18 protein-coding genes are annotated in these 24,189 nt (G+C 34.8%); 10 read left to right on the top strand and 8 right to left on the bottom strand.

The features are described from left to right. Positions 1–45: 45 nt before the first annotated feature. Positions 46–1,815 (top strand): RluA family pseudouridine synthase, encoded by a 1,770-nt coding sequence (locus BC008_RS21930; protein WP_027844129.1) that lies wholly within the window; start codon positions 46–48, stop codon positions 1,813–1,815. Positions 1,816–1,879: 64 nt separating this feature from the next. Here the strand turns inward: BC008_RS21930 and BC008_RS21925 are convergent, their stop codons facing one another. After that, positions 1,880–2,599, bottom strand: a complete 720-nt coding sequence (locus tag BC008_RS21925) for an FkbM family methyltransferase (protein WP_027844130.1) — start codon at positions 2,597–2,599, stop codon at positions 1,880–1,882. Positions 2,600–3,225: 626 nt separating this feature from the next. Between BC008_RS21925 and BC008_RS49630 the strand changes: the two genes are divergently transcribed. Next, entirely contained in the window at positions 3,226–3,390 is a 165-nt protein-coding gene (locus BC008_RS49630) for a hypothetical protein (protein WP_161938141.1), read from the top strand. 370 nt (positions 3,391–3,760) lie between these two features. On the opposite strand, the gene BC008_RS21920 is transcribed toward BC008_RS49630, so the two are convergent. The 5 genes from BC008_RS21920 to BC008_RS21900 all read right to left on the bottom strand — a co-directional run bounded on the left by BC008_RS21920 (position 3,761) and on the right by BC008_RS21900 (position 11,082). Then, the gene (locus tag BC008_RS21920) at positions 3,761–4,594 is read right to left on the bottom strand and encodes a metallophosphoesterase (RefSeq protein ID WP_027845790.1); all 834 of its coding nucleotides are present in this window, start codon (positions 4,592–4,594) and stop codon (positions 3,761–3,763) included. Positions 4,595–4,897: 303 nt separating this feature from the next. After that, entirely contained in the window at positions 4,898–5,737 is an 840-nt protein-coding gene (locus tag BC008_RS21915; protein ID WP_027845791.1) for a metallophosphoesterase, read from the bottom strand. A gap of 198 nt (positions 5,738–5,935) precedes the next feature. Beyond that, on the bottom strand, positions 5,936–8,125 hold the full coding sequence (locus BC008_RS21910) for a DEAD/DEAH box helicase (protein WP_027845792.1): 2,190 nt from the start codon (positions 8,123–8,125) through the stop codon (positions 5,936–5,938). Positions 8,126–8,262: 137 nt separating this feature from the next. After that, the gene (locus BC008_RS21905; RefSeq protein WP_058183827.1) at positions 8,263–8,766 is read right to left on the bottom strand and encodes a cupin domain-containing protein; all 504 of its coding nucleotides are present in this window, start codon (positions 8,764–8,766) and stop codon (positions 8,263–8,265) included. Positions 8,767–9,111: 345 nt separating this feature from the next. Continuing rightward, positions 9,112–11,082, bottom strand: coding sequence for a DUF3857 domain-containing protein (locus BC008_RS21900; RefSeq protein ID WP_027845793.1), 1,971 nt, complete (start codon positions 11,080–11,082; stop codon positions 9,112–9,114). 647 nt (positions 11,083–11,729) lie between these two features. On the opposite strand from BC008_RS21900, the gene BC008_RS21895 reads away from it, so the two are divergent. From BC008_RS21895 to BC008_RS21885, 3 genes are all read left to right on the top strand, one after another. Beyond that, positions 11,730–11,924: a hypothetical protein gene (locus tag BC008_RS21895; RefSeq protein WP_153009638.1), complete on the top strand. Its 195-nt coding sequence runs from the start codon at positions 11,730–11,732 to the stop codon at positions 11,922–11,924. Positions 11,925–12,547: 623 nt separating this feature from the next. Then, positions 12,548–13,978 (top strand): pyruvate kinase, encoded by a 1,431-nt coding sequence (pyk, locus tag BC008_RS21890; protein WP_027846881.1) that lies wholly within the window; start codon positions 12,548–12,550, stop codon positions 13,976–13,978. A gap of 1,865 nt (positions 13,979–15,843) precedes the next feature. Beyond that, entirely contained in the window at positions 15,844–16,842 is a 999-nt protein-coding gene (locus BC008_RS21885; protein ID WP_027846808.1) for a transaldolase, read from the top strand. Positions 16,843–16,928: 86 nt separating this feature from the next. Here the strand turns inward: BC008_RS21885 and BC008_RS49625 are convergent, their stop codons facing one another. Together BC008_RS49625 and darG are read right to left on the bottom strand one after the other, a co-directional pair. Further along, positions 16,929–17,072 carry a hypothetical protein gene (locus BC008_RS49625; RefSeq protein WP_161938140.1) on the bottom strand — a complete coding sequence of 48 codons (144 nt, stop codon included), beginning with the start codon at positions 17,070–17,072 and terminating at the stop codon, positions 16,929–16,931. 98 nt (positions 17,073–17,170) lie between these two features. Further along, positions 17,171–17,629, bottom strand: coding sequence for a type II toxin-antitoxin system antitoxin DNA ADP-ribosyl glycohydrolase DarG (gene darG, locus BC008_RS21880; RefSeq protein WP_082650596.1), 459 nt, complete (start codon positions 17,627–17,629; stop codon positions 17,171–17,173). Between the two features lie 304 nt (positions 17,630–17,933). Between darG and BC008_RS21875 the strand changes: the two genes are divergently transcribed. The 5 genes from BC008_RS21875 to BC008_RS21855 all read left to right on the top strand — a co-directional run bounded on the left by BC008_RS21875 (position 17,934) and on the right by BC008_RS21855 (position 23,845). Continuing rightward, positions 17,934–19,301, top strand: a complete 1,368-nt coding sequence (locus BC008_RS21875) for a sensor histidine kinase (protein ID WP_027846080.1) — start codon at positions 17,934–17,936, stop codon at positions 19,299–19,301. 790 nt (positions 19,302–20,091) lie between these two features. Then, positions 20,092–20,340: a DUF7219 family protein gene (locus BC008_RS21870; RefSeq protein ID WP_027846079.1), complete on the top strand. Its 249-nt coding sequence runs from the start codon at positions 20,092–20,094 to the stop codon at positions 20,338–20,340. Positions 20,341–20,677: 337 nt separating this feature from the next. Next, complete coding sequence (locus BC008_RS21865) at positions 20,678–21,268, top strand: protein-S-isoprenylcysteine O-methyltransferase (RefSeq protein WP_082650594.1); 591 nt, start codon at positions 20,678–20,680, stop codon at positions 21,266–21,268. Positions 21,269–21,648: 380 nt separating this feature from the next. Continuing rightward, positions 21,649–22,698, top strand: a complete 1,050-nt coding sequence (locus BC008_RS21860) for a S1C family serine protease (protein WP_027846077.1) — start codon at positions 21,649–21,651, stop codon at positions 22,696–22,698. A 250-nt stretch (positions 22,699–22,948) separates the two neighbouring features. Then, the gene (locus tag BC008_RS21855) at positions 22,949–23,845 is read left to right on the top strand and encodes a glycine betaine ABC transporter substrate-binding protein (protein ID WP_027846076.1); all 897 of its coding nucleotides are present in this window, start codon (positions 22,949–22,951) and stop codon (positions 23,843–23,845) included. Positions 23,846–24,189: the final 344 nt, after the last annotated feature.

The raw sequence follows: 24,189 nt of genomic DNA, 5'->3' as shown, positions 1-24,189 counted from the left end.
AGTGATGAGTAATAAGTAAATAATATGATATTCAGTTAATTATTTATGGTAACTCTTCACCTATTATCAGATTTTACGGGTTCCAATTTCCAAACCAAGGAATTTACAACTAATAATTCACCCCCCAAATATTACTATGAAGGACATTGCCCGCAAACTGGCGAACTATTAAAGCTTCCCCGCACTCCACAAGCAGAAGCGATCGCGATTGGTTTAATGCAACATCTGGACAAAGATGAAGTATATTCCCACGAAGGTAAAATGTACGGGATATTACTAGTTGAATTACCTTCTGGTGAACAAAGGATACTTAAAGCTTTCTCAGGGTTGCTCAATGGTTGGGGTGTAGTTGAAGGTTGGGTTCCACCAATTCCGGGACGTGAAGAAGTTGCATTAGATGAAAAGTTTACCTTAGTTAAATTAGAAGCTATTAAACAAGAAATAATTAAGCTCAAAGAACTTCCCGAACGAAGCCAATACAAACAAATATCCGAGGGATTTGAACAACAGTTACAAAAAATGAGCGATCGCCATCGCAACTGCAAACAAGAACGTCACAGAAAACGTCAGGAAATCTCTGAAACACTCACAGGTGAAGAACTTAATACAAAACTCCAAGAACTTGATGAAGCAAGTCGTCAAGATGGGATCGAACGAAGACAACTCAAACGCCAACGCGATCGAGCATTAAAACCCCTTAAAGCAATCATTGATGCAGCAAATGCAAAGATACGGGAATTAAAACAACAACGTAAGGAATTATCTCGTCAACTTCAAGCAAAAATGCATGCTGCTTATAACCTGATAAATTTTCTAGGAAAGTCAAAAACATTACAAGAATTAATGCCATCTGGCTTACCTACAGGAACCGGGGACTGTTGCGCTCCTAAATTACTCCACTATGCAGCGACACATAGCTTGAAACCTTTAGCAATGGCTGAATTTTGGTGGGGAAAGTCTTCTGGAGTAGATTCTTCCATTAGTGGGGAGAAAATTCTAGGTCAAAAAATTCTAGGTAAAAAAACTTCAGGTAAATTCTATGGTGCTTGTGTGGAACGCTGTCAACCATTGATGGGGTTTTTGTTGTCGGGTTTGCAATCTAGAAACGATGTAGAAACACAATCTTACCAAAATCATGTTTCTCTGGGGGAATGCTTTGTTAACGCGTCTCCACAAGATATGCTTGATTTGTCAATTATTTATGAAGATGAATGGTTGATTGCTGTTAATAAACCTCCTAGCTTACTATCAGTTCCCGGACGATATCTTCATAATCAAGATAGTGTGTTGAGTCGTTTAAATAATTTATTACCAACTGCTGAAAATCTCACAGCAGTACATCGTTTAGATATGGATACCTCTGGTATTCTACTTCTAGCAAAAGATTTGGAAACCTATCGTCAAATTAGTAAACAGTTTCAAGAACGACATGTATACAAGGTTTACGAAGCTGTACTTGCAGGTGTTATTACTACTGAGGAAGGGATAATTGAATTACCACTATGGGGAAATCCTGACAATCGCCCCTATCAGGAAATTAATCAGCAATATGGTAAACCCAGTTTAACCAAATTCAAATTAGTAAAAATAGAAAACAAGCGTACTCGGGTTGAGTTTATTCCTTTGACAGGACGAACCCATCAATTAAGAGTTCACGCTGCAGATCCACAGGGTTTGGGTATTTCAATCTTAGGCGATCGCCTGTACGGGTGTAACGCAGAAGTAGACCGATTACATTTGCACGCGAGAGAACTTTACTTCAATCATCCTCAAATCAAACAAAAAATACATTTAAACGTAGAAACACCTTTTTGATGTGGCAGAATCAAAACTCTAAGATTAATTATAAGAATAACTCATAGTACTCAATCAACAAAAATCACTTTTCAGCTAAAGCATCTAAAAAATAACCATTCATAACCGCATAGCTAACCATTTTGTAGTTATGCTTGGTTAAATGTTCGTAGATCTTACTTGTAGAAGGATTATTAATATCAAATTTATGTATTTCAACAACGATTAATCTGGGACGATAAATATTCAAATCTAATGAAGAAAGAACCTCAAAATCATGTCCCTCAACATCAATCGACAGCAAATCAATGACTTTGGGAGCATTACACTTCTCCAAAATAGTATTTAGAGAAATACTTGTCACAACATGTTGGTTGCTAACTTGGCGATGATTTTTCCAGTTTTCAACATGCTCAGCATTAATTGAGGAAACAAAAGAATCATCGAATTCTGTGAACACAACTTCTTTCTCTTGGTCAGATACAACTGCACAAATATTAGTATCTCGCTTCCTCAACCTTTTGTACTTGCTAATCAATGTCTCATTAGCATCAATATTTATACCAGTCCAACCTCTCCTGTATAAAATAAAAGTATTGGAATAGTGAATGGGATGATTGCAACCAACATCAATATAAAACCCCTCATTTTTCCATAAGTAGGAAGTAATAATTCTGTCTTCTCCAGTTTGGGAATAACTATATATATTGTGAGAATCAAAAATTTTAGAGATTAATTCAAGCGATACAAAGCGAATAAAATTCAAAAGTCCAAATTGATGGAAATAACGAGTAATTAATCCCATAGAATCATATTGGGTAGCAGCACAGAGTATATTATGATACTCAAAATTTTGGTGTGCAACCTTATGGACAATTTCTTTATTAGCGACTGAGTAAATAACTATAAAAAGTAAATAACTATAAAAGACGTTTAGCCGCTATCTCTGAGTTATACCAATTTCAAAAAACACTGCTACACATCAACTTTTTGAGCAACTCTTTGAACCTGTTCCCTTTTCCCCCTTCCCTGTCTTGGTCAGCGTTCCTACCCTGCGGGGTTTTCTCCATAAGCTGTTGTGCATTTTAAATGCACAACAGCAAGGAAGAAGGAAGAGGGAAGAAGGAAGAAGGAAGAGGGAAGAAGGAAGAAGGGACAAGATTTGTAGCCATTAACCAATGAGAAATGAATATATAAGTTAAATGCGTAGCAGCTTATTCCCTATAAAAAACAATTAACAAAAATAAATGTATTTGCGAATACTTACTCTAGTCTTGAATTAGACAATCGAGACAAATATTACGCGAAATAAATGAGTATCAACTTTAGTAAACAGTTGCTGAGTTTACAATAAAGTGGTGCTAATTTAATCATATGGACACAACAAAGAAATCTCTTTCATAAGTTATCCAAACGAAGGAATTAGAGCTAGTGTCCTCCCGCTCTGATGATTTGGAAATATCTACTCCATTATTGCATCCAGTTAATGTGTTTTCGCCTTTAGTCTGTCGAGTTAATTTGGAGGTTATAGAACGCACAGCCAAAAATGTCTGCCTAGCTGGAATACAAAGGATGCTTCATATTGGTTGTAGATAAATCGCAATACTGTCCATACTAGTTTTTGATTTCAATTAAAGTTTTACTATATCTGAATCGGTTTAATGGTTGGCAACCGCCTATGCTACTGACACCTTTCCGTCATAGCTACAGGCGGTTAAATTGTTTTGGGGATTGGTAATTGGTAATTGGTGTTAGCGGAAGCGTGGCGTATGACTGGCGTCACGCTTCCGCTAAGAGCCATAAGCACTGCGTGCCGCCGCAAGCGGCATATGGTAATTGGTAATTGGTGATAACACAACCTACCACGGCAAACGGCATATGGTAATTGAATTTATTTGCGATCGTTGCTTTCTATTCAGAATTTATTAACTTTGACCTATTACCCATTACCTATTACCCATTACCCCTAACTAGCAACAAGAGTAATTATTGTCAGTTCGGGCGGACAAAATAGTCTTCCGGGGGGAAAAGTCCCCAAACCACGATTTACATACAGTTGATTTTTACCCACTTTATGAAAACCTTCCGACCACTCCCAATATCTCACTACTTTTGCACATTCAGGTCGTAAGAAGGGTAACCAACATCGTATTTTTTTGGGAAGTAAGTGACTGAATTTTTTATAGTAAATTATTGCTGGTCCCTTTCCGGGGATCACAAATTGACCGCCATGGGTATGACCGGAAAGTTGTAAATCAACCCGCCATTTTTCCAAGACTTTAGCAGTATCTGGATTATGGGATAGCACAATACGCGGTATAGAATCATTTAGCTGATTCATTACTGGTGCAGGTTTAAATTCCCGAGACCAATAATCAGCAAGCCCCACAAGCGCTAATTCTTTTCCGAGTGGATAAGCAATTTGATTCCAAAGGACATTAATATCAATACTGGAGAAAGCATTGGTAATCTCAGTTCGGGAACGTTGATAATAAATATCATGATTTCCAAGTACTGCGTAGACTCCAGATCGAGCTTCTAAATACTTCAATCTGCGCACTAGTTGATGAATCGGTGATGGATCGTCTGTTACATAATCGCCAGTTAAAAGTACTAAATCTGGTTTAACATCGTTACTAATGTCGATCGCCTGTGCAAGCATAGCTTCAGAAAGGCGCAATCCGTCATAGTGCAGATCGGTTAAATGTACTAACCGGGTATCTTGCAATGATTTTGGCAAGCCTGCAATTTTGACTGTTATTTTTTCTACCTTTAACGGTCCTGATAACAACCAGTGCATTACGCTGACATCTCTCTTTGTACCAGCACTATCAACTTAACAAAGTTCATTATTAAAATTTAATTAAATTTATTTAAAAAATTTTTAATCGCTGTTTAAGAGAGTTTTTAATATCGGTTTTTTTTTAATTGCTACATTTAGAATGCGGTAAGCAGAACGTTTATTAAAGGGAACAGAGAATAGGGAACAGATTCAAATAATTAATGTGCAGTGTTATTATGCCGAGTTACCCACAATCGGGGACTCCAAATTATTTTTCTTTTAGATTTTAGAGTTTGAGGAACAAATACTGATAATCAATGACTAATAACTAGCTAAAGTAATCAGGGTTATTTCTGGTCGACAGCAAAAGCGTCCTGGGAAATAAGTACCCAAACCACGATTTACATAAAGTTTATTTGAACCTACATTATGAAATCCTTTTGACCATTGCCAATTTTTGACTACATTGAAGATTTCGCTTTTGGTAAATGGCATCCTATATTGTAGATTTCGAGGTAGTTGCTTAAGAATATTTTGGTATATTGTTGCAGCTGAGCCGAGATGAGGAATTACAATATGACCGCCGTGGGTATGACCCGAAAGTTGCAAGTCTACTCGCCACTTTTTTCGTTGCAATATTTCTGCTGTATCGGGATTGTGGGATAGAACAATACGAGGTGTTTTTATATCTAGCTGGTTCATAACTGCTGCAGGTTTGAAATCACCTGACCAATAATCAGCTAGCCCAACTAGTGGTAGCTGTTTTCCTAGAGGGTAAGCAATTTCGTTCCAAAGAACTTGTATTCCTACACGAGTTAAAGCATTGGTAATTTCTGTTCGAGAGTGACTATAGTGAATGTCATGATTACCTAGAACAGCATAAATTCCCAATCTGCTTTGTAAATATTTGAGTCTCAGTACTAACTGATTAATAGGTGCGGGATCGTCAGTTACATAATCACCTGTAAGTACAATTAAATCCGGTTGAATTCGATTACAAGTTGCGATCGCAGTTGCTAATAATTTTTCTGAAAGGCGCAAACCATCGTAGTGAAAATCTGACATCTGCACTAAACGAGTGCCTTGTAAAGATGCTGGTAATCCCGGAATATTAACTGTCAGTTTTTCTACAGACAATTTCCCAGTTAGTAGCCAGTGCATATAAGAAAATAACTAATCATGATAGTATTTTCAGCTTATCAAGTTTGAATATTTACCGAAGTTTTTAAACTTACAAGAATGATTGTGAAATTATTATTGTAAGTTTAAATTATTTCTTTGAATTGGGGATTGCTTTTGAATTACAAAATCAAGTAGCAATTATAGACAAATTCAGAGTAGTAATTAAGATTGAAATTATCATTTTTCCCACAAAGCAACTAATTCCCTCACCTCATCCAGATCTAAATAATCTGCAACAAAGGCTTTCCGTAATAAAGGATAGGGAATAAAGCGGTCATACTTTTCCATTTCTGGGGCTTCAGCCTCACTGACTAAATGTTCTGGAACAATCCTCTGTTTGCACAATGAGACTATTTCTGGATAAATGTTGTCAAATTTTCCCTTGGGTAATTTTAAGGTTATAAAATAAGGATTAGTCCCGCCAATACTTTTAATTTCTAGTGATTCTCGACAAAAGGAATTAATTAATCTTTCTAAAGTTCTATAGGCTACTGTTCCCATCCAAGGAAATATACAGCATTTACCTTTTTTTAATCGGACTATATTACATTTATCTAACTGATATTCTTTTGCTAATTGGCGAACTTTTTGCAAACGTTTGACAGCATTTTTTTGTAAGTAACTATACTCTGTATCTTCAAGTAAAACTTGACGCATTCTCTGTAAAACTTTGCTATGAATATTACCACTACCACCGCGCCAATAAATACTAGCCTCTCCTTCTGCTGGCTTGACAGCAATAGTTTTTTTCCGAAAGTCTACATCTAAAACTTGCCAACTTCTTCCAGCTAAACCAAATTGACTTCCGACTGTTGGTATCATAACAATACTGCCAATTGATTGCGATTCGTGTTTAACAATATATTCTTTAGTCTCAGGGAACACCGCGTAAAACTGATATTTACGAACAATTTTTTCCCCTGCTAAACCAATAATTAATGTACCTGCTTCAGTTCGGTGAATATGGTCAATATCAATTAAGTAACGCAGCAATAATTTCAAATCTTCTGGAGAAATATTCCTAAAAGGCGACAAACTTAAAACTCGTTTGGCTAATACCCCTGGTGAAATTTCTCCCATTGCTGCTAAAGTACTCATTGTTTGATGATAAAGCAGACTTAAGGGATATTTAAGCGGTTGAATTGGTTCGATCCATTTTTCTTCGATATAAAGTTGGATAATAGCGATTGCCTGTAATAATTGCCAAGGAATCTGAGTGGGTAAAGGTGCATCTGGAGAAACTTCATCTTCTGCACATATAAACCGCATGTCTGCAGGTTCTCCACGTCTCCCGGTACGACCCAAGCGCTGTAAAAAGCTGGCTACGGACATTGGTGATTCGAGTTGGATAACTCTTTGTAAATGACCGATATCCACACCAACCTCTAAAGTTAATGTTGCAGCAGTAACAGCAGGTCGATCACGTTTGCGCATTGCATCTTCCGCAGCTTGGCGTAAGTTAGCAGAGATACTACCGTGATGGACGTGGAAAATATCTAGTTCTCCTCGATCTGCAGCAATCTTTCTCAGAGATGCGATCGTAGATTCTGCTTGAGACTTATTATTTGCAAATATTAAACATTTTGGTGATTTACTGTTTTGATAACTAGTCTGATAAATATATTTGCTGTAAGCTGTAATACCTGAATCATCAATATCCTGAGATAGATCAAAATGTTCTAAAGCCAATTTAATGTGACGTTTAGCAGCGATAATTTCAGGAGTAATTGTGGGTCTTTCTGTTCCAGAACCCAACCAATTTTCAGCCATGGAATAGTCACCCAAAGTTGCTGACAAACCAATGCGACGAGGTTGAGTTTTAGTTAAATTTGCTAAACGTGATAGCTGACAAAGAATCTGACAACCGCGTTCTGTTCCCATAAAAGCGTGAATTTCATCAATAACTACAAACTGTAAATCGCCAAACAGACGCATAATATCGCGATGCTTGTTAATTAATAAACTCTCTAAAGATTCTGGAGTAATTTGTAGAATACCTTGAGGATGTTTGAAAACTTGTTTTTTTCGACTTTGGGAAACATCCCCATGCCAGTGATAAACTGGAATATCTGCTTCCCTTAGTAAATCATTGAGGCGTTCAAATTGATCGTTAATTAATGCTTTAATCGGACCGATGTAAATTGCTCCAATACTTTTGGTTGGTTGTTCGTATAATTTAGTGATAATGGGTAAAAAAGCTGCTTCGGTTTTTCCCGCAGCTGTACCAGCAGAAATTAATAAATGGGAATTTGTATTAAAAATTACTTCGCATGCTGCAATTTGAACTGGTCGTAACTCTGTCCAGTTGTGGTTGTAGATATATTCTTGGATGAAAGGTGCTAGTCGAGAAAATGTGGTTTGACTCATATTCGGAATTAAAAATTCAGAATTTTAAGGTTGATCAAACCACAAAAATATAAAGATGCAAAATTATTGATATAGAGTTAGATTCCTTACGGAAAAATATAACAAAAATGAAAAATATTTATCCGTAACTGTCACTATTAGCGATCGCTGCTTGGTAAAGGATTTAAAATCATATCGAATGGTTGGTCAAATTTTACATAAATCAAACAAGCTTCTTGATGACATGTAAGTGAATGTGTAGTGTGTCTTGGAACATTAATATACGAGTTTGTCCTTAAATTTAGCTTATTACCGTTATCAAAGATATATGTTAAATCGCCCTTGCTCAGTAGGAGAACTTCACGATTACTATGGTAATGGCGAGGAAAAGCATATCCCGCAGGTAATTTAATCATCATTTCGGAAGCTCCTTCACTTGGGTTACCGTTTAGTACGGTGACTTCTGGTCCTTTGGGTACTCCATCTATAGGTTTCCAGTTAAAATTCGGTAGCTCAATAATTACAGTTTTATTAGTTTCTTGAGCAAATACCGATTCAGTTGGTAATAATATTGTTGTTACTAGAAAAAGTAGAATAATGCTGGTAATACTGACGAACTTTAATAATGATGTTCTTGCTTTTTGAAGAGTTTTGGATATCATACTATTCCTTTTTTTATTACTGAAGTTACAGGAAGCTGCAATCAGCTAACTACTGAATTAGCTAAAAAATATTGTATCTATATATACTACTAACTAAGTAAAATTGAGGTATCAGGAATATATAAACGATTATTTCTACTTTGGGATATAGATATCCGAGAACTGAAGCGTAATTTACAGTAAGGAAAGGAGAAGTATGATAAACGAAACGCTATAAGAAAGCCGAATACACATAGTCTAAACCTGTATGCCCAGAGGTTTTATACTATAAGTATTAATACTCAAGTAGGTATTGATTGATTCAAACTAGCCGATCACTGAGTCTGAATCACTGCTTCTTTTTTTTTAAACTGGTAACTTTTCTAGAACTATCACGCTACGTGTATCATGAATAGGTTTATAAATTAATTCTTGAAAATCAGGATATTCTTCAGCACGATAAACATTTTTGTTAATAACTAAATTACGCTTAACCAAAATATATCCATCCCCTTGTTCATAAATACTTTTATAAGAACCAGTTGTATTTGAGAAATTTCTATCTTTTGGTTTGCGGACAATTTTATACCCACTAGGAATATTAATTTTATATTCCCAGTTGTAATTTCCAACCCATGCTACGAATGGGTAGTGACGCTTACCAAATGTTATGTACGTTCTCAACCATGCAGGACTAATTTTACTAATACCAACAGGTGTACTGAAATATATTTTATCTTCTATTTCAACAGCATGAGGACTAATCCATTTTCCTTTAACTGTTACGGGTAAATCTAAATTATTTAAATTGCTTGTTTCTATAATTCCAGTACCAGCTTCGCGGGTATTTGCTAGGATTTTTTCGGCTAACTGTTTTGGTGTATCAGATGCAAAATATTGTCTAGGTTCGCTACTTAAATTACCAAAAAATTTTAATTCGCTTTGACCATCAATTGTCGCATCTTTGTTAATTTTAATTAAAGCCTTCATCTCATAACGATTTTTTTGAGGTGAAGACTTTGGTGTATATTTAGTTAAACCTTTTTCTGTAAGTAAAACAACAAATTTATTACTAAGATAATTATCTAAATCCCTAAAAGACGAATAAATATTTGTTGGATCTGCAAAAATATTATAATCGGGTAGATAAATAATTACATGATTGAACTGCCAAGGTGTCGGTAATGGTAAAGCTTTATATATATTGTCTGAGTTAATCATCGCAGGGGAAGACTTGATATTTACAGCTTTAAGTAAAGTGTGCATTAAAAGTACATAATCTTTACAGTCTCCATAACCGTTATGGAGAATAGCTGTAGCAGTATGGGGTACATAACCCGATGATTCATTAAGATAGACACCCAAATATTTGATATTTTGTGCTACCCAGTTATAAATAGATTTTGCAGCTTCAATACCTTCTTTATCTTTAGTAATTTGAAATGCAAGTTTTTTAATTTCTGGCGTTATCACGACTCGAACACGCCATTTATCCCAAATATTTCTACCAATCTCTTCCCAACTATCTAAGTTAGAAAACATAAATATAGAATCAAAATCCCAAACACTAACCATTAGATTTTCTACTTTACGACCCTGTTGGTTAGTAATTACAGCTTTGATTATTCTATTGTCTCCATCATAAGTATCTGTGACAGTATATTTTCCTCTTTTTTTCCAGTTTAGTTTTAGAGATTTTGGTAATTTAATTTCTATTGATTGTTTTACAGTTGGTTGTGAGAATGTGGGACTTTCGATATAACTTAACCCAACAGTTGAAGGCTTTTTCTGTATCATTTTCCATTTTACTAAAGCCTGAGAACCTATTACTAATCTGGGAAATACTACTGAAATTCTTAAATTATTATTAAAGCCAGGTACATGTGTTGCACTGGAACGATTGAAAATATTTTCGTCAGTGACTCGAATTTTTTCTCCATTTGGTTGAACTACATAAGCCTCGATTAATTCTGCAGACTGAGTATCAGGGGAATAATCAACAAAATCTCTTCGCCAATTTTCAATACCCTGCTTTGTCAGAAAAGTTACTCTTTGAGTTACTAGTCGGGTATATGTATAGTCAGAATTGATTAGATATTTATTTTCATAATTATCTATTCTTACATTTTCAATAACATCGCGATCTAATTGCAAATTAGACTGGGTATTATTTCCGATGTATTGAGTGTCAGGTGATGTTTTTATTGGTGATTTATAGCCTTGAGACCGATTAATACTTTTTAAATCAGAACTATAGCTAATATTAGGAAGTAAATTCAGGAATAATATGACCAAAAATGCTATTGCAAAGATAAATATATTTTTTTTCAATTTCATTATTCTTTATTATGACAGAAATTACTGGCAACCTTAAATCAAAATTATATTTTATTTTCTTGCTTAAAATTTTAGTTTAATTTGTTAATTTTATACTTTCGTTTCTTTGAGGTAATTCAGGTTAATTCAGGTTAATTTAAGTGAACAATAAGAATGATAAAAATTATTTTCGATAAGTACCTCAAATTAATTTTAAGTTTATTAACGGGACTTAGACATTTTTTTGCTCAAAAAATAGCCTCAAAGCTTTATAAATCAATAGTTTTACGTCGAATTGGTTGTTTTCTTAATATATCTAGGTTTGAGCGATTTTTAGGGCTTTGAAGTTAATCCCTTGTCATGACTAGCTTTAAGGCTTTTTGTCTAAGTCTCGTTGAAAAAGATTTGAGGTAAATTATATGAATAGTATTGTGCTTGACCTGTTATACCAATTTTAAAATAATGATTTAAAATTAAGTAATTACACTGAAAAAGAAGCTGTATTTAGACTCAATCAAATATGATTATTAATTTGAAAATACTTTTTAAAAATTCAGTATTAACGCTCATGTAGTGTCTAAGAAAATAATAGAAAATTAAATGACAAAATTAAGATTTCCATGAAAAACTTATTTTTGTCTTTACTATTTGACAAGGATTATTCGACAATGCAAGTTTGTAAATGGGTCACAACTGGGAATGAAAATCCAAAACTAGTTATGAAATGGATTGATATAGGTTGGGTTGAAGAATGGGAAGAAATTAATCAACTCGAACATCAATTGCATTGTGCATCTTCACAGAATAATTTGAATTTTGCTTGTCTCATTCTTCACAAGTTAAAACAGGGTAAACTTTATTAAAAATCCACTCAAAATGTCGCTGCAGTTCATTATTTTTGCGATTTCAATTATTAGTAAAACAAATTTTTTTAGAAGTTTACATAAAAAAACATCAAAATATGGGTTTTAGACGCATATAAAACCCATATTTTTAGCTTTATTTCCAAAAGTTTGAGGCTATTATTGGATAATAAAAACTTATATAAAGGATTTACAAGAAAATTCTTGAAAAAGTCACAGACTTTAGATTCTAGGTTAAAATCCAAATCTATAAAACTAAAATATATAAAATCCAAATATGAATGATTATCTTAAGCTTCAATAATGATAATCATTTAAATTTATAAGAAGTACTTGAAAAGCACTCTGCGCTTAGACTACACTTCCTTGCAAGTAAGTCAAGGATAAAGTTTTATTTTTTTGTTTTTAGAATGAAATAGCCTTGCTCTTGCCAATACTAACATTCGATTAAGTCATGTTTAAGGTTACATCTCCTGTAGCCTTGACTCTGAGTGAATGTTCCATTTTCAGTTTTTCAAGTTGAATAGAAAAATAGATTTTGGAGATTCAATTTCCTGATGGTTGGATTATTGCAAGAGAAAGTATAACTGTTCTGAAAACTCCTAAATTGATTATTAAATCTCATGCGTAGAACCAAAATAATTTGTACTGTTGGACCTGCAACATCCACACCCGAACGTTTACAGTTACTGGTAGACGCTGGTATGAATATTGCTAGACTCAATTTTTCCCATGGTACTTATGAGTTCCACAGTCAAACTATTCACGATTTGAGAAAACTAACTACTCCTCCCCAAAGTCCTCTTGCATTAATGCAAGACCTATGCGGACCCAAAATTCGCTTGGGAATTTTACCTGAGGAAGGACTGACAGTAGAACCCGGACAGGAAGTTACTTTTGTTTTGCAAGAAGAAGGTAAAACTATTGACGACTTACCTTTACCAATGCCAACTTTATTCGCAATGGTACGACGCGACGAACCGATTATGATTAACGATGGTCGGATAAAACTGATAGTTAGCGATCGCGATGCGGATAAAATTCGAGCAATAGTAAAAATTGGCGGACAAATATCCTCACGCAAAGGGGTGAACTTACCCGAAACCCGTCTACCAATTAGTTCAATCACTGAAAAAGACTTACAAGATTTACGCTTTGGGATTCAACATAACGTCGATTGGATCGCAGTTTCCTTTGTTCGTTCTGCTGTTGACTTGGAACCAGCGAAAAGAATGATTGAAGCAGCAGGAGTCGAAACCCGTATCGTAGCTAAAATCGAACGACGTGAGGCTGTTGAGAACTTTGACAGTATTCTGGAAGTTGCCGATGGAATTATGGTAGCTCGTGGAGACTTGGGCGTAGAAATGCCTATCGACCAAGTACCCCTAATTCAGAAAGACATTATTCGCCGTTGTAATCTTGCTGGAAAACCTGTCATCACTGCAACTCAAATGCTGGAGTCTATGATTAGCGCTCCCGACCCTACGAGAGCAGAGGTTACAGATGTTGCTAACTCTATCTTGGACGGTACAGATGCAATTATGCTTTCCGGAGAAACTGCTGTAGGTAAGTTTCCTACTGCTACTGTTGAAATGATGCATAAAATAGCCGTCCGTACCGAACAGTCTTTACCTGATGGTACCAAGCAACACTTAATGTATCCTGCAGGTAGTCTGAGCGCTACGGAATCAGTTGCTGAAGCTGCATGTCGAATTGCGTATGAAGTTGGAGCAAAAGCTATAGTTTGTAATACTTCGTCGGGAAATACAGCAAGAATGATTTCTAAATATCGTCCCCAAACTCCCATTGTTGCTATCACTCCTAATAAAATTACTTACCATCAACTTTCAATGTCTTGGGGTGTAAAAGCTATAACGATTCAACCAGTACACACTGCTGAAGAAATGCTAATCAAGGTTGTTAGCAGTATAGTAGAAATGAACTTAGCAAATGATGGGGAAAAAATAGTCATAACTTCTGGAGTACCCATTGGAAAATCAGGTACTACAAGCTTAATTAAAGTCCATACTATCGGACAGCCCATAACAAATTGATTGCTTGGGTAATTGGTAATTGGTAATTGGTAATTGGTAATTGGTAATTGGTAATTGGTAAAATTGCTGTACTTACTTCCAATCTGCTATTCATCCTACTCTATCCGGCTTTTAAAACCCTTTATTTATTGATTACTAAAAGTTAGAGCCTCAGGAAACTTGTGGCTCATAACCTTAATGTAAAAAAAGGGTTTTAAATACGGATTTAATATTAAGTTAATATATTATTTTAACTGACTAGTATCACAATAGGATTTGTATTTTAGAAGTATTCCTAATATTTTATGTACCGACTTATTCGTAAATATCATTAAATTATAAAAATGATTAAGTTATAAAAATATATTTTGTGTTGCTAATAAAGAAAAACATAATCTATTGAACAAAAATACTTGTATAGTGAAAAACAGGTATTTATACTCTAAAACAGCAAGTAGAATACTGTGCAGTATGGTTTATAAGTATTAATTTAAGAATCTAGGGAAAGTTATAAATGATGTAGACAAAATAGTATTATTATAAATTTTTTATTACATGAGAAATTAATTTTGCACCTTTAAAGCACGAGAGTGAAAATAGAGGATAAAGAATCCTAGTTTACAAACATTATTTCCCGTAAGCCCTTGATAATGAGCAAATTCAGTAACAGGTTCCAACTTAAATAGATTTGTAAACACGATCGCAATTTTTTTAGTATCGATAATTGTAGTTTGTTTTTGTTACTCTGATTTAAAGATGAGTGAACTTTTGTAAATATATTTTATTTAATTATTTTATTCAAATAATGCATATTTGTTATCAAGGCAGAATATAAAATAAAAATTAAATTTTTAGCAGGAAAATAATTTCTAAATTCTTGTAAATAGAGTTCGTGCGTAACGGACATTTGCAAGCATTAAATAAAGCTGAAATTACTGAAAAACAATCTGTAGACTCTACTAAGCGGCGATCACCTTTTTTCTTAGTACTTGTCCATAGGAGGGATGCTTGGAAGATACTATGGGAATAAGGATATCGTTATTTAATGCTCAAGTTTTGAATTCTATAAAAACCAGGGATCGCGGTTTTAGTTACAGCTCATAGTAGTTTAATTGGTCTATTATCATGGAGTTGGACAAGCTCAAACCAGAAGGAGTCCCGCATTTAGATTTGGCTTTATTCCATGCCAACTGCTTATGGTCAGGTATTCCACCTTCCTAGTCCTGGATTGATAGTCTACTCTTGGTTAGCTTGATTTAGTCTGGCTTCCACCATCACAAATTATTCAGATTGCGATACGCAATTTGGCTTACTTATCTACAGGGTTCATTCACTCATAAAATTTATCGGAAAAGAAAAGGCATTCATTTCAGAAAGCTTATAGAATTAAGTTTTTTGTTCTCGTCTGAATGATCAATTTCGATAAATATATGTTGTTGAGCCCTAAAGCACTAAGGAAGAGCAACATCTTTAGCTAGCTCAAAATAACTTAACTCCACCAGTTAAGCAAAAATAAATTTGTGGTTAGTAATTTGCTATCTAGAAAATGTATCAATTACTAATCACGAGATGTGAGCCAGTAGTAGCAGCATGAGATTAGCCAACAGGGAATGGGGAACAGAAAACAGTGGTGTGCTAGTAACACTCCTCCAAAAGAGGTAAATAGCCATCTGGCAAATGCCTACCACGAGGGAGTAGTGAACAGAAAAAACCCAGTTGTATAACGGAGGACGTGGCATCACCCATAAACTGTTAACTGTTAACTGTTAGCGGATGCGCAGGTAGCGGCTCCGGATCCGTAGGTAGCGCAGCTATAGCTCTAGGGTGCGCGACGCGCATTAACTGAACTGATATTAATCCAGACAAATCATTTTTAAGGAGTATATATGTCTAAGAATTTACTAGAACAATTGCGGGAAATGACCGTTGTGGTTGCTGACACCGGAGACATTCAAGCAATTGAGAAATTTAAACCTCAGGATGCAACTACCAATCCTTCCTTGATTACAGCTGCAGCACAAATGCCAGAGTATCAAGAGATTGTTGACCAGACATTAATCCAAGCGAAAAAAGACGCAGGTGCAGGTGCGAGCCAAAAACAAATTGCTAACCTAGCATTCGAAAGACTAGCTGTATCCTTTGGCTTGAAGATTCTAGAAATTATCCCTGGCAGAGTGTCTACAGAAGTAGATGCACGCCTTTCTTACGATACTGAAGGTACCGTAAACACTGCACGGAAAATCATTGCTCAGTACGAATCTAAAGGTATTTCTCGGGAACGAATTCTGATCAAAATTGCCTCTACTTGGGAAGGTATTAAAGCCGCCGAAATTTTGGAAAAAGAAGGAATTCACTGTAATCTCACCTTATTATTTGGCATCCATCAGGCTATAGCCTGTGCTGAAGCAGGTGCTACTTTAATTTCTCCCTTCGTTGGACGAATTCTGGATTGGTACAAGAAAGAAACTGGAAAAGAAAGTTATCCAGCAGCAGAAGACCCAGGAGTACTATCAGTTACAAAAATCTACAATTACTATAAAAAGTTTGGTTACAAAACTGAAGTCATGGGAGCTAGCTTCCGCAATATTGGTGAAATCACAGAAATCGCAGGTTGTGACCTACTAACTATTTCTCCTAAACTCTTAGGCGAATTACAGGCTAATATTGCTGAATTACCTCGTAAACTCGATCCCAAAACAGCAGCAGCGATGGACATCAGCAAGGTAGAAATGGATAAAGCTACTTTTGATAAGATGCACGCTGAAGACCGCATGGCGTCAGAAAAATTAGACGAAGGTATCAAAGGCTTTACTAAAGCACTAGAAAGCTTGGAGCAGCTATTAGCAGAAAAATTATCAAGTCTAGACGAGGCAAAAGTTGCTTAAGGTTAGGGTTGATTTGAATTGTCATGGATGCGACATTTCATATCTCTATAACCTAATCTGAATAACTTCAAAATTATATAGAGGCGTTATTTTGGGAGAGATTTACTATTTAACGCCTCTATTATTAATGCTCCAAGCAGTTTTATACCAAATCCAATTTTTAAAACCCCTTGATATTTTTTGGGATTTCCCCCCACACTTCCCACACCTCCCACACTTCCCTCTCTCATTCTAAAAAGGGGTAATTAGCCCAGAATTAGTATTATTCTTCTAAATGCTCCCAAGTCTTGCAAATATATTGCGTTTCTGTTCCTGATGCGCAGATGCTTCAAAAAGCAGATGGTTCAAAAAGAATTACCTTTACATTTGTTTGTGAGGCAAAAGCCGATTCTATTAAGGGCTTAACATCTGCCCAATTTAAACCACCATTCCCACATCCTAGAGGTGGAATTGCAATAGATTTTATTTTTAGTCGCTCTACTTCTGCAACTAAAGCTACAAGTCCACTTTTAATATCTTCTATTTTAGATTTACCTTTCCAATGGCGCTTTGTGGGAAAGTTAATTATGTACTTGGGTTTAAGTATACTATCTGTAGCGACCGTAAACACGCTACCTGGTTTTACTTCCCCAGTCTTACAAGCTTTCTCATATTGATGAAAATTTTCAGGATACGCTCGTTTAAATTGCAAAGCAATACCTTTACCCATAACACCAACACAATTAACGGTGTTTACTAAGGCTTCTACTTCCTCCTCTAATAGATTTCCCCGTTTAGACTCAATCATTCCTGCCATCTATTTATTTATATATACATACATAAGTACTACCGTATAAAAATAATTATATTAAATCTGAAAGATTATCCCGTTCTAGCAATCATCTCCTCTAAAAAACTGTAAACTAAACACTTCATAACAACAAATGATGGAATATAAAGACAAACAAAGAGAAAGCACGAAAAAATTCAAAATGATTTAAAGTATTAATAATTACATCTATCATAGGCGAGACTATTGGTAGTTCAAGATGCTAGCTTAGTGGAAGTAAATTTTATACCCATAGCTGTCTGTCTGCAAATTAAGGTTACCAGTGGCACAAAAGTTTGAACAAGAAATCTTATCGTCATTCATTTCAGAGGGTAGCGATCGCGATCTTGGTTTAGATTCAACCCTCCAAGAGTTATCCCTGTATAACTTTGCTGTAGAAATGAGCTGTCCTACCTTGGAAGTAGCAGAATTATTTAATAAGTATCCACTTTTACCAGGAGTGATATTAGTAGAGCGGGGAGAATATTTTGGGATGATTTCCCGACAACGACTACTGGAATTTCTGATCCGTCCCCATGGAAAAGATTTACTTTATCAATCGGTATTAAGCGTAATTTATAGCTACGCTCGCACGCCGATTTTAGTTCTGTCGGAAGAAACACCCATACTATCAGCAATGCAACTCACTTTGAGGCGCGATCCAGAGTTATTAGCAGAACCATTGGTAGTACATAGTGCACCAAACATATATCGGATGCTCAGAGTTCAAGATTTAAATCTTGCTTCTTGGCAAATTAGAGGTATTGAAACACAGGTTCGTTACGAACGTACCCAAGCCCAAATTATCCAAAATGATAAGATGGCTCATCTCGGACGGTTAGTTGATGGGGTTGCTCATGAAATCCTAGATCCTGTTAACTTTATTTGGGGTAATTTGTCCCATGTATCTAACTACAGTCAAGATTTAATTAAATTATTATTGGCTTACGAGCGAGAGTGCGTTAATGTCTGTGAGGAAGTCAAACAATTCAAAGAAGAGATTGAATTTGAATTTTTAGAGCAAGATTTAACGAAAGCACTCAGTAGTATTCGTACAGGTGCCGAAAGGCTAAAAAAATTAGTAATTAGTTTACAAAATTTCTGCCATATAGACGAAATTTACCCCAAACCAACTGATTTACATGTTTGTTTGGATAGCATTATTTTACTTATAAATAGTCGAATTAATGGAGAAATTGCCATCGTAAAAAATTATGGTCATTTACCTCCTGTTTACTGTTTCCTCGGGGAATTGAATCAGGTATTTATGAATATTTTTAGCCAAGCAGTAGATAGTTTGCTCGATGAGGCTATAAGACAAGACTACAACAAAGAAAAAATCAAAATAGCAGATAAACCACAGATTGAAGTAACTACAGAAGTCATTTCACAAGCAGCAACAATAGATGAGCTTCTTGAATCTCGTTGGATTGCAATTCGTATTACTGATAATAGTCAAGGAATGTCACAAGAAATGCAACAGCAAATTATGGAGTCATTTTCTCTGGATGAACGCGTTAATAAAGAAACAAGTATTGCGGTAAGTTACCGAATTATAACTGCAAGACACGGAGGTAAATTTAATATAACTTCCACCCCTGGTTCTGGTAATCAGTTTGAAATTTTATTACCTTTGGTGGGAATTACCTGATACTTTTATTTCGGACTGATTTACCCCCTAAACTCCTCTTATCTGGGGTGAGACTATGGTAATAATTTTAAAGATATAAGTTGAGTTCGAATCTAAATGAATACTTTAAAATCCAAAACACCTAAGTTAATTACCTGATACAATCTGAAAAATTAAGTAATCTTCAGTTAAAAATATCGAGGATAAGATATTGCATATCAAACTTTTAAAATGACAAATTTTTATCTGTCAATGTTTTGACCTTATTTTTTTTAATAATTTTCAATTTAAGGACACATAACTTTGATTTATCAACAACCTGCAAGTTATCACATTGAAATTCCCTATATTTTTTGCTCGGATATAAATAAAAATAAACTTTTCTCTAATTCTTAATTAATGAATAAGTCATTATTGTAGTATTATCAAATAAAGTTAAAAGTCTAGTCATAGTCTAGATTTCAAACTTCCCCTAAAATTTTTTAATCTTTTGATGTTCTCGGCAAATCAGTTTTATATCTAAATAGTTACTGCATAAGTTTTCTTTTATTACACTATAAAGTAATGAAGGATAAATTTTGGAATATACACTTTACAGGTTCTATTTTTGCTTTAATGTGAAAGTCTGAGTTCATCGTAGGTAGTGTATTTACCATTTACCCACAATAGGAAATCTTAGTTTTCTACATTATTACTTTAACCCATTGGATTTTATTCAGTTGATACAATTTTTTTTGATTTATTATCAACTATATACCGATTTTTAGTAAAAAAATTTTTCAATAAAAATTATTTTTAGGGGGATAAAAAATTGACAAATAAAAATTCACAAGATAGAGAAAACTTTCTTTATGCACGTAGTAAATACTATGGAATATTTACAGCCAATAATTTAGCTTTTAATGCTAATTTGCAAGAGTTTTCTCAAAGAGTGGGGTACATCAGCAATCTACAAACTTCTGGAAAAATTTCTCCCCAAAAAGCTTACAAGCAAATACAAGCACTCTGGAAACAACTAAAACACAGTAAAAAACAATTGAATATTAACGACGATAAATGAAAAAGTGTTTTGTAATAGTCTATCAATCTTTGATTACAATGTAGCTCACATCATTCGTTGTTAAATTTTTCTAGGCTCTGCTCCTTCTATCTAGTACTTGAGGCAGAGTCTTAATTTTTGCTCGCTGAGTATAATTCTTAGTGAGTAACATTGTGTTCCTAAATTGATAAGTAATTTTGTAGGCATTTTCCAAAAAAATCTTGCATGTTATGTAGCTTGGAAAATCTTAATATTCAAAAATTAAATATTATTATGATGGAATTATAGGTCCAGTGATAATAATCCAGCAATTACATTCATTAGTAGCTTGTTTCTTTTTTACTCGAGGTTAAGAAGAATGGTAAATATAAGCTTACTCACTTTAAAGATTATTTTTGTTGCAGGTCAGTTTGGCTTCTTTCTGATTCGCTATCCACATCACCAACAAAAGAAGGAAAATCAAATAGTACGGGATCGCAAAACGCTTCAGGAAAACATTCTGCTTTTTTGTGTATCGGTGGGGATGCTGATTTTACCATTCATTTATGTTTTGACACCTTTGCTTAGTTTTGCAGATTATCCGTTAATAAGTTGGTTAAACATTACTGGTATTATTGTTTATCTTTTATCTCTCTACTTATTTTGGAAATCTCATCATGACCTAGGTAAAAATTGGTCACCTACTCTGGAAATTCGCGAGCAACACACATTAATTATTGACGGAATTTACAAAAAAATTCGCCATCCAATGTATACATCAATTTGGCTGTGGTGTATTGCTCAAGCTTTATTATTACCAAATTATATTGCAGGTTTTTCTGGAATTATCTCTTTTGCTCTACTTTACCTTCTTCGAGTTGATAATGAAGAAAGAATGATGCTCGAACAATTTGGTGATGACTATCAAAGATATATGCAAAACACAGGTAGATTATTACCAAAGTTTTAAGTTAAATCAGTTTTCCTTACATCCTATATCACAGAAAATGAACAATATGTAATTGAAAAAAACTATAAAATTACCCCGGAGAAGAAAAATATAAACAGTGATATAGCGCTACGCGCAAGTAAAAAGTAAAAAGTAAAAAGTCATTAGCGCCTAGCGGAGCGTACCGTAGGTATTGCGTGTGCGTAGGACATAAGTTTACTGGTTATAGGTTTGAGCCTTTGCCAATGTCCTAACATACCTCCGTAGTGCTATATGAGAAATTATTTAAAAAATTTCATAACTCATTTAGACTGGAACTAGTTCGCGATAAATTTTAGAATTTTAGGGACCTCTGCTTGTAAACCACAGCAATTAGCAGTGAAATACAAGGAAATTCTTATATGTTCGGAAATCTGGGACGCTTCTCCAATAATAATTTTGATTCTAAGAAAACAGAAAAATATCAAAAAAAGTTTCATACTGATGAGCATTTATTAGACGCGTATTCCCAGGTTGTTACTAGTGTAGTAAAGAAAGTTAGTCCTGCAGTTGTAAATATCGATGTTCAAAGATCTGTAAATAGACGTAATCATATTTATCAACCGTTTGCTCAAGAAATAAGCAGTAATGGTTCTGGGTTTATTTTTACCCAAGATGGTTACATTCTCACCAACAGTCACGTAGTACATGATGCTAGTAAAATTCAGGTAACTCTGTGTGATGGTCGTAGCTATGATGGTGAGATGATTGGGGACGATCCAGATACAGATATTGCGGTGATTAGAATCCACGCACCCAACTTGGTTGCTGCGCGCTTGGGTAATTCTCAATCTCTTCAAGTTGGTCAACTAGCGATTGCAATTGGTCATCCTTACGGTTTTCAAACTACGGTAACAACTGGGGTGATTAGTGCTTTGGGGCGTTCCTTTAGAATTGATTCTGGAAAATCCCTAGAAAATGTTATCCAAACTGATGCTGCGCTTAATCCTGGAAATTCTGGTGGACCTCTGGTTTCTTCTCGTGGAGAAGTTATTGGTATTAATACTGCGATCGTAATATCTGCACAAGGTATTTGTTTTGCGATTCCGATTAATACAGCAGATCAAGTAATTCCGGCGTTAATGAGATATGGTAAAGTCCAACGTGCTTATATTGGTATTGGTGGACAAAACGTGAAAATTTCCCGTCGTATTACTCTTTATCATGGATTAGCAACGGATACAGGAATTTTTGTCATGTTTGTTGAATCTAAAAGTCCCGCGCACAAAGCAGGTTTACAAGTGCGGGATGTAATAGTGGGATTCAACAATCAAGCGTTGAGTAACATGGACGAATTACACAAACTATTAACAGCAGACCAAATCGGTGTGCGATCACGTTTAACAGTATTGCGTGGTTCTTCTAAATTAGAAATCAACATTGTACCTTCAGCATCACCTTCGCAAAGATAAAAAATACTACTTAGAAAAAAAAATAATAAATAATACTACATGTATTGTGTTTAAGCCACTGACTCTGTTTTTCTTTAGGTATAAGATTGTTGTTAAGCTTGATCGCATCTGGGGTAAAAGTCTCTTCCCTCCATACCTGTACAAATATTAATTATTAAACTTGACTATAATAGATTGGGAAAAATATTCGGGAAAATTCCACTGGGAAAATTCCTATTTACTAAATATTTATATTGAATAAAAGAAATTTATGAAAAAAATCATTAGTTTTTTTATTATTAGTTTTTGTCTAATGATAGGAATGGCTAGCTGTTCCATAGATAATCCTACAAATAGTGGCGATATTGTTATTGGTTCGAAATCTTTTACAGAACAAGATATTTTAGGAGAACTCTTAGCACAGCAGATTGAAGCAACAACAAATCTAAAAGTTGACCTACGTTCGCGCTTGGGTGGAACTTTTATTTGTCATCAAGCAATTGTGACTGGTAATATTGATGGCTATGTTGAATATACAGGCACTTCATATAATGCGATTTTAAAGCAAAAAGTTATTAGTAATCCTGAAGAAGTTTATCAGCAAGTTAAAGAAAATTATGACCAAAAATTTAATTTGAAAGTCATGGAACCTTTAGGTTTTGAAAATACCTATGCCATAATTATTCGCAAAGAAGATGCAGAAAAATATAATCTGCAAAACATATCTGAAGTGTCAAAACATACATCACGATGGCGTCTTGGGGCAGGATATGAATTTACAGAGCGCCAAGATGGTTTGTCCGGTTTAGTAAAAAAATATAATTTAGATTTTACCCAATCGCCACAGCAAATGGATAATGGTTTACTATATCGGGCAATTCATCAAGGTTTGGTAGATATCATTGCAGGAACTTCTACCGACGGACAAATTTCTCGTTTAGGTTTAGTGGTGCTAGAAGACGATCAGGAATATTTTCCACCCTACGAAGCTACTCCAGTTTTTCGTAAAGATACCTTGGAAAAATATCCCCAGTTGAAAGATTCTATTGCTAAGTTAAGTGGAAAAATAAATGCTGAGGAAATGCGTAGGCTTAATTATTTAGTTGGTGGAGAATTACAAGATGTGAAAGAAGTTGTTAGGAAATTTCGTAAATCAAAAGGTTTGTAATTTAGATTTTTATTTGAAATTACTACATTTGAAATTACTACATGTGATTCTCATCCAACGCTATTGATTTACAGTTAAGTAGGTTGGCGTAAAAAAACTAAGGTACGTCATTGCGTTAACGCAGTGTGCGCAAAGCACATGTGGAACATAGTGAAACTACGCATATATCCTGTCGGACATACTCCGCTAACGCAAGAGTTTTAAACTTATTTACGTTTTGTTACATAGTTGGATTTATTTGTACCTACTTACTTAAACCCAATACCCGTGAATGAAATGCTCAAGCTGCCTTTGGAACAATAATTTCTAAATCTTTTTTCAAATCTCTAATTTCCGATTTATGA

The sequence above is a fragment of the Mastigocoleus testarum BC008 genome (genome assembly GCF_001456025.1).
In the GTDB taxonomy this organism is placed as follows: Bacteria; Cyanobacteriota; Cyanobacteriia; order Cyanobacteriales; family Nostocaceae; genus Mastigocoleus; species Mastigocoleus testarum.
This window is presented reverse-complemented; position numbering and strand designations above follow the sequence as displayed.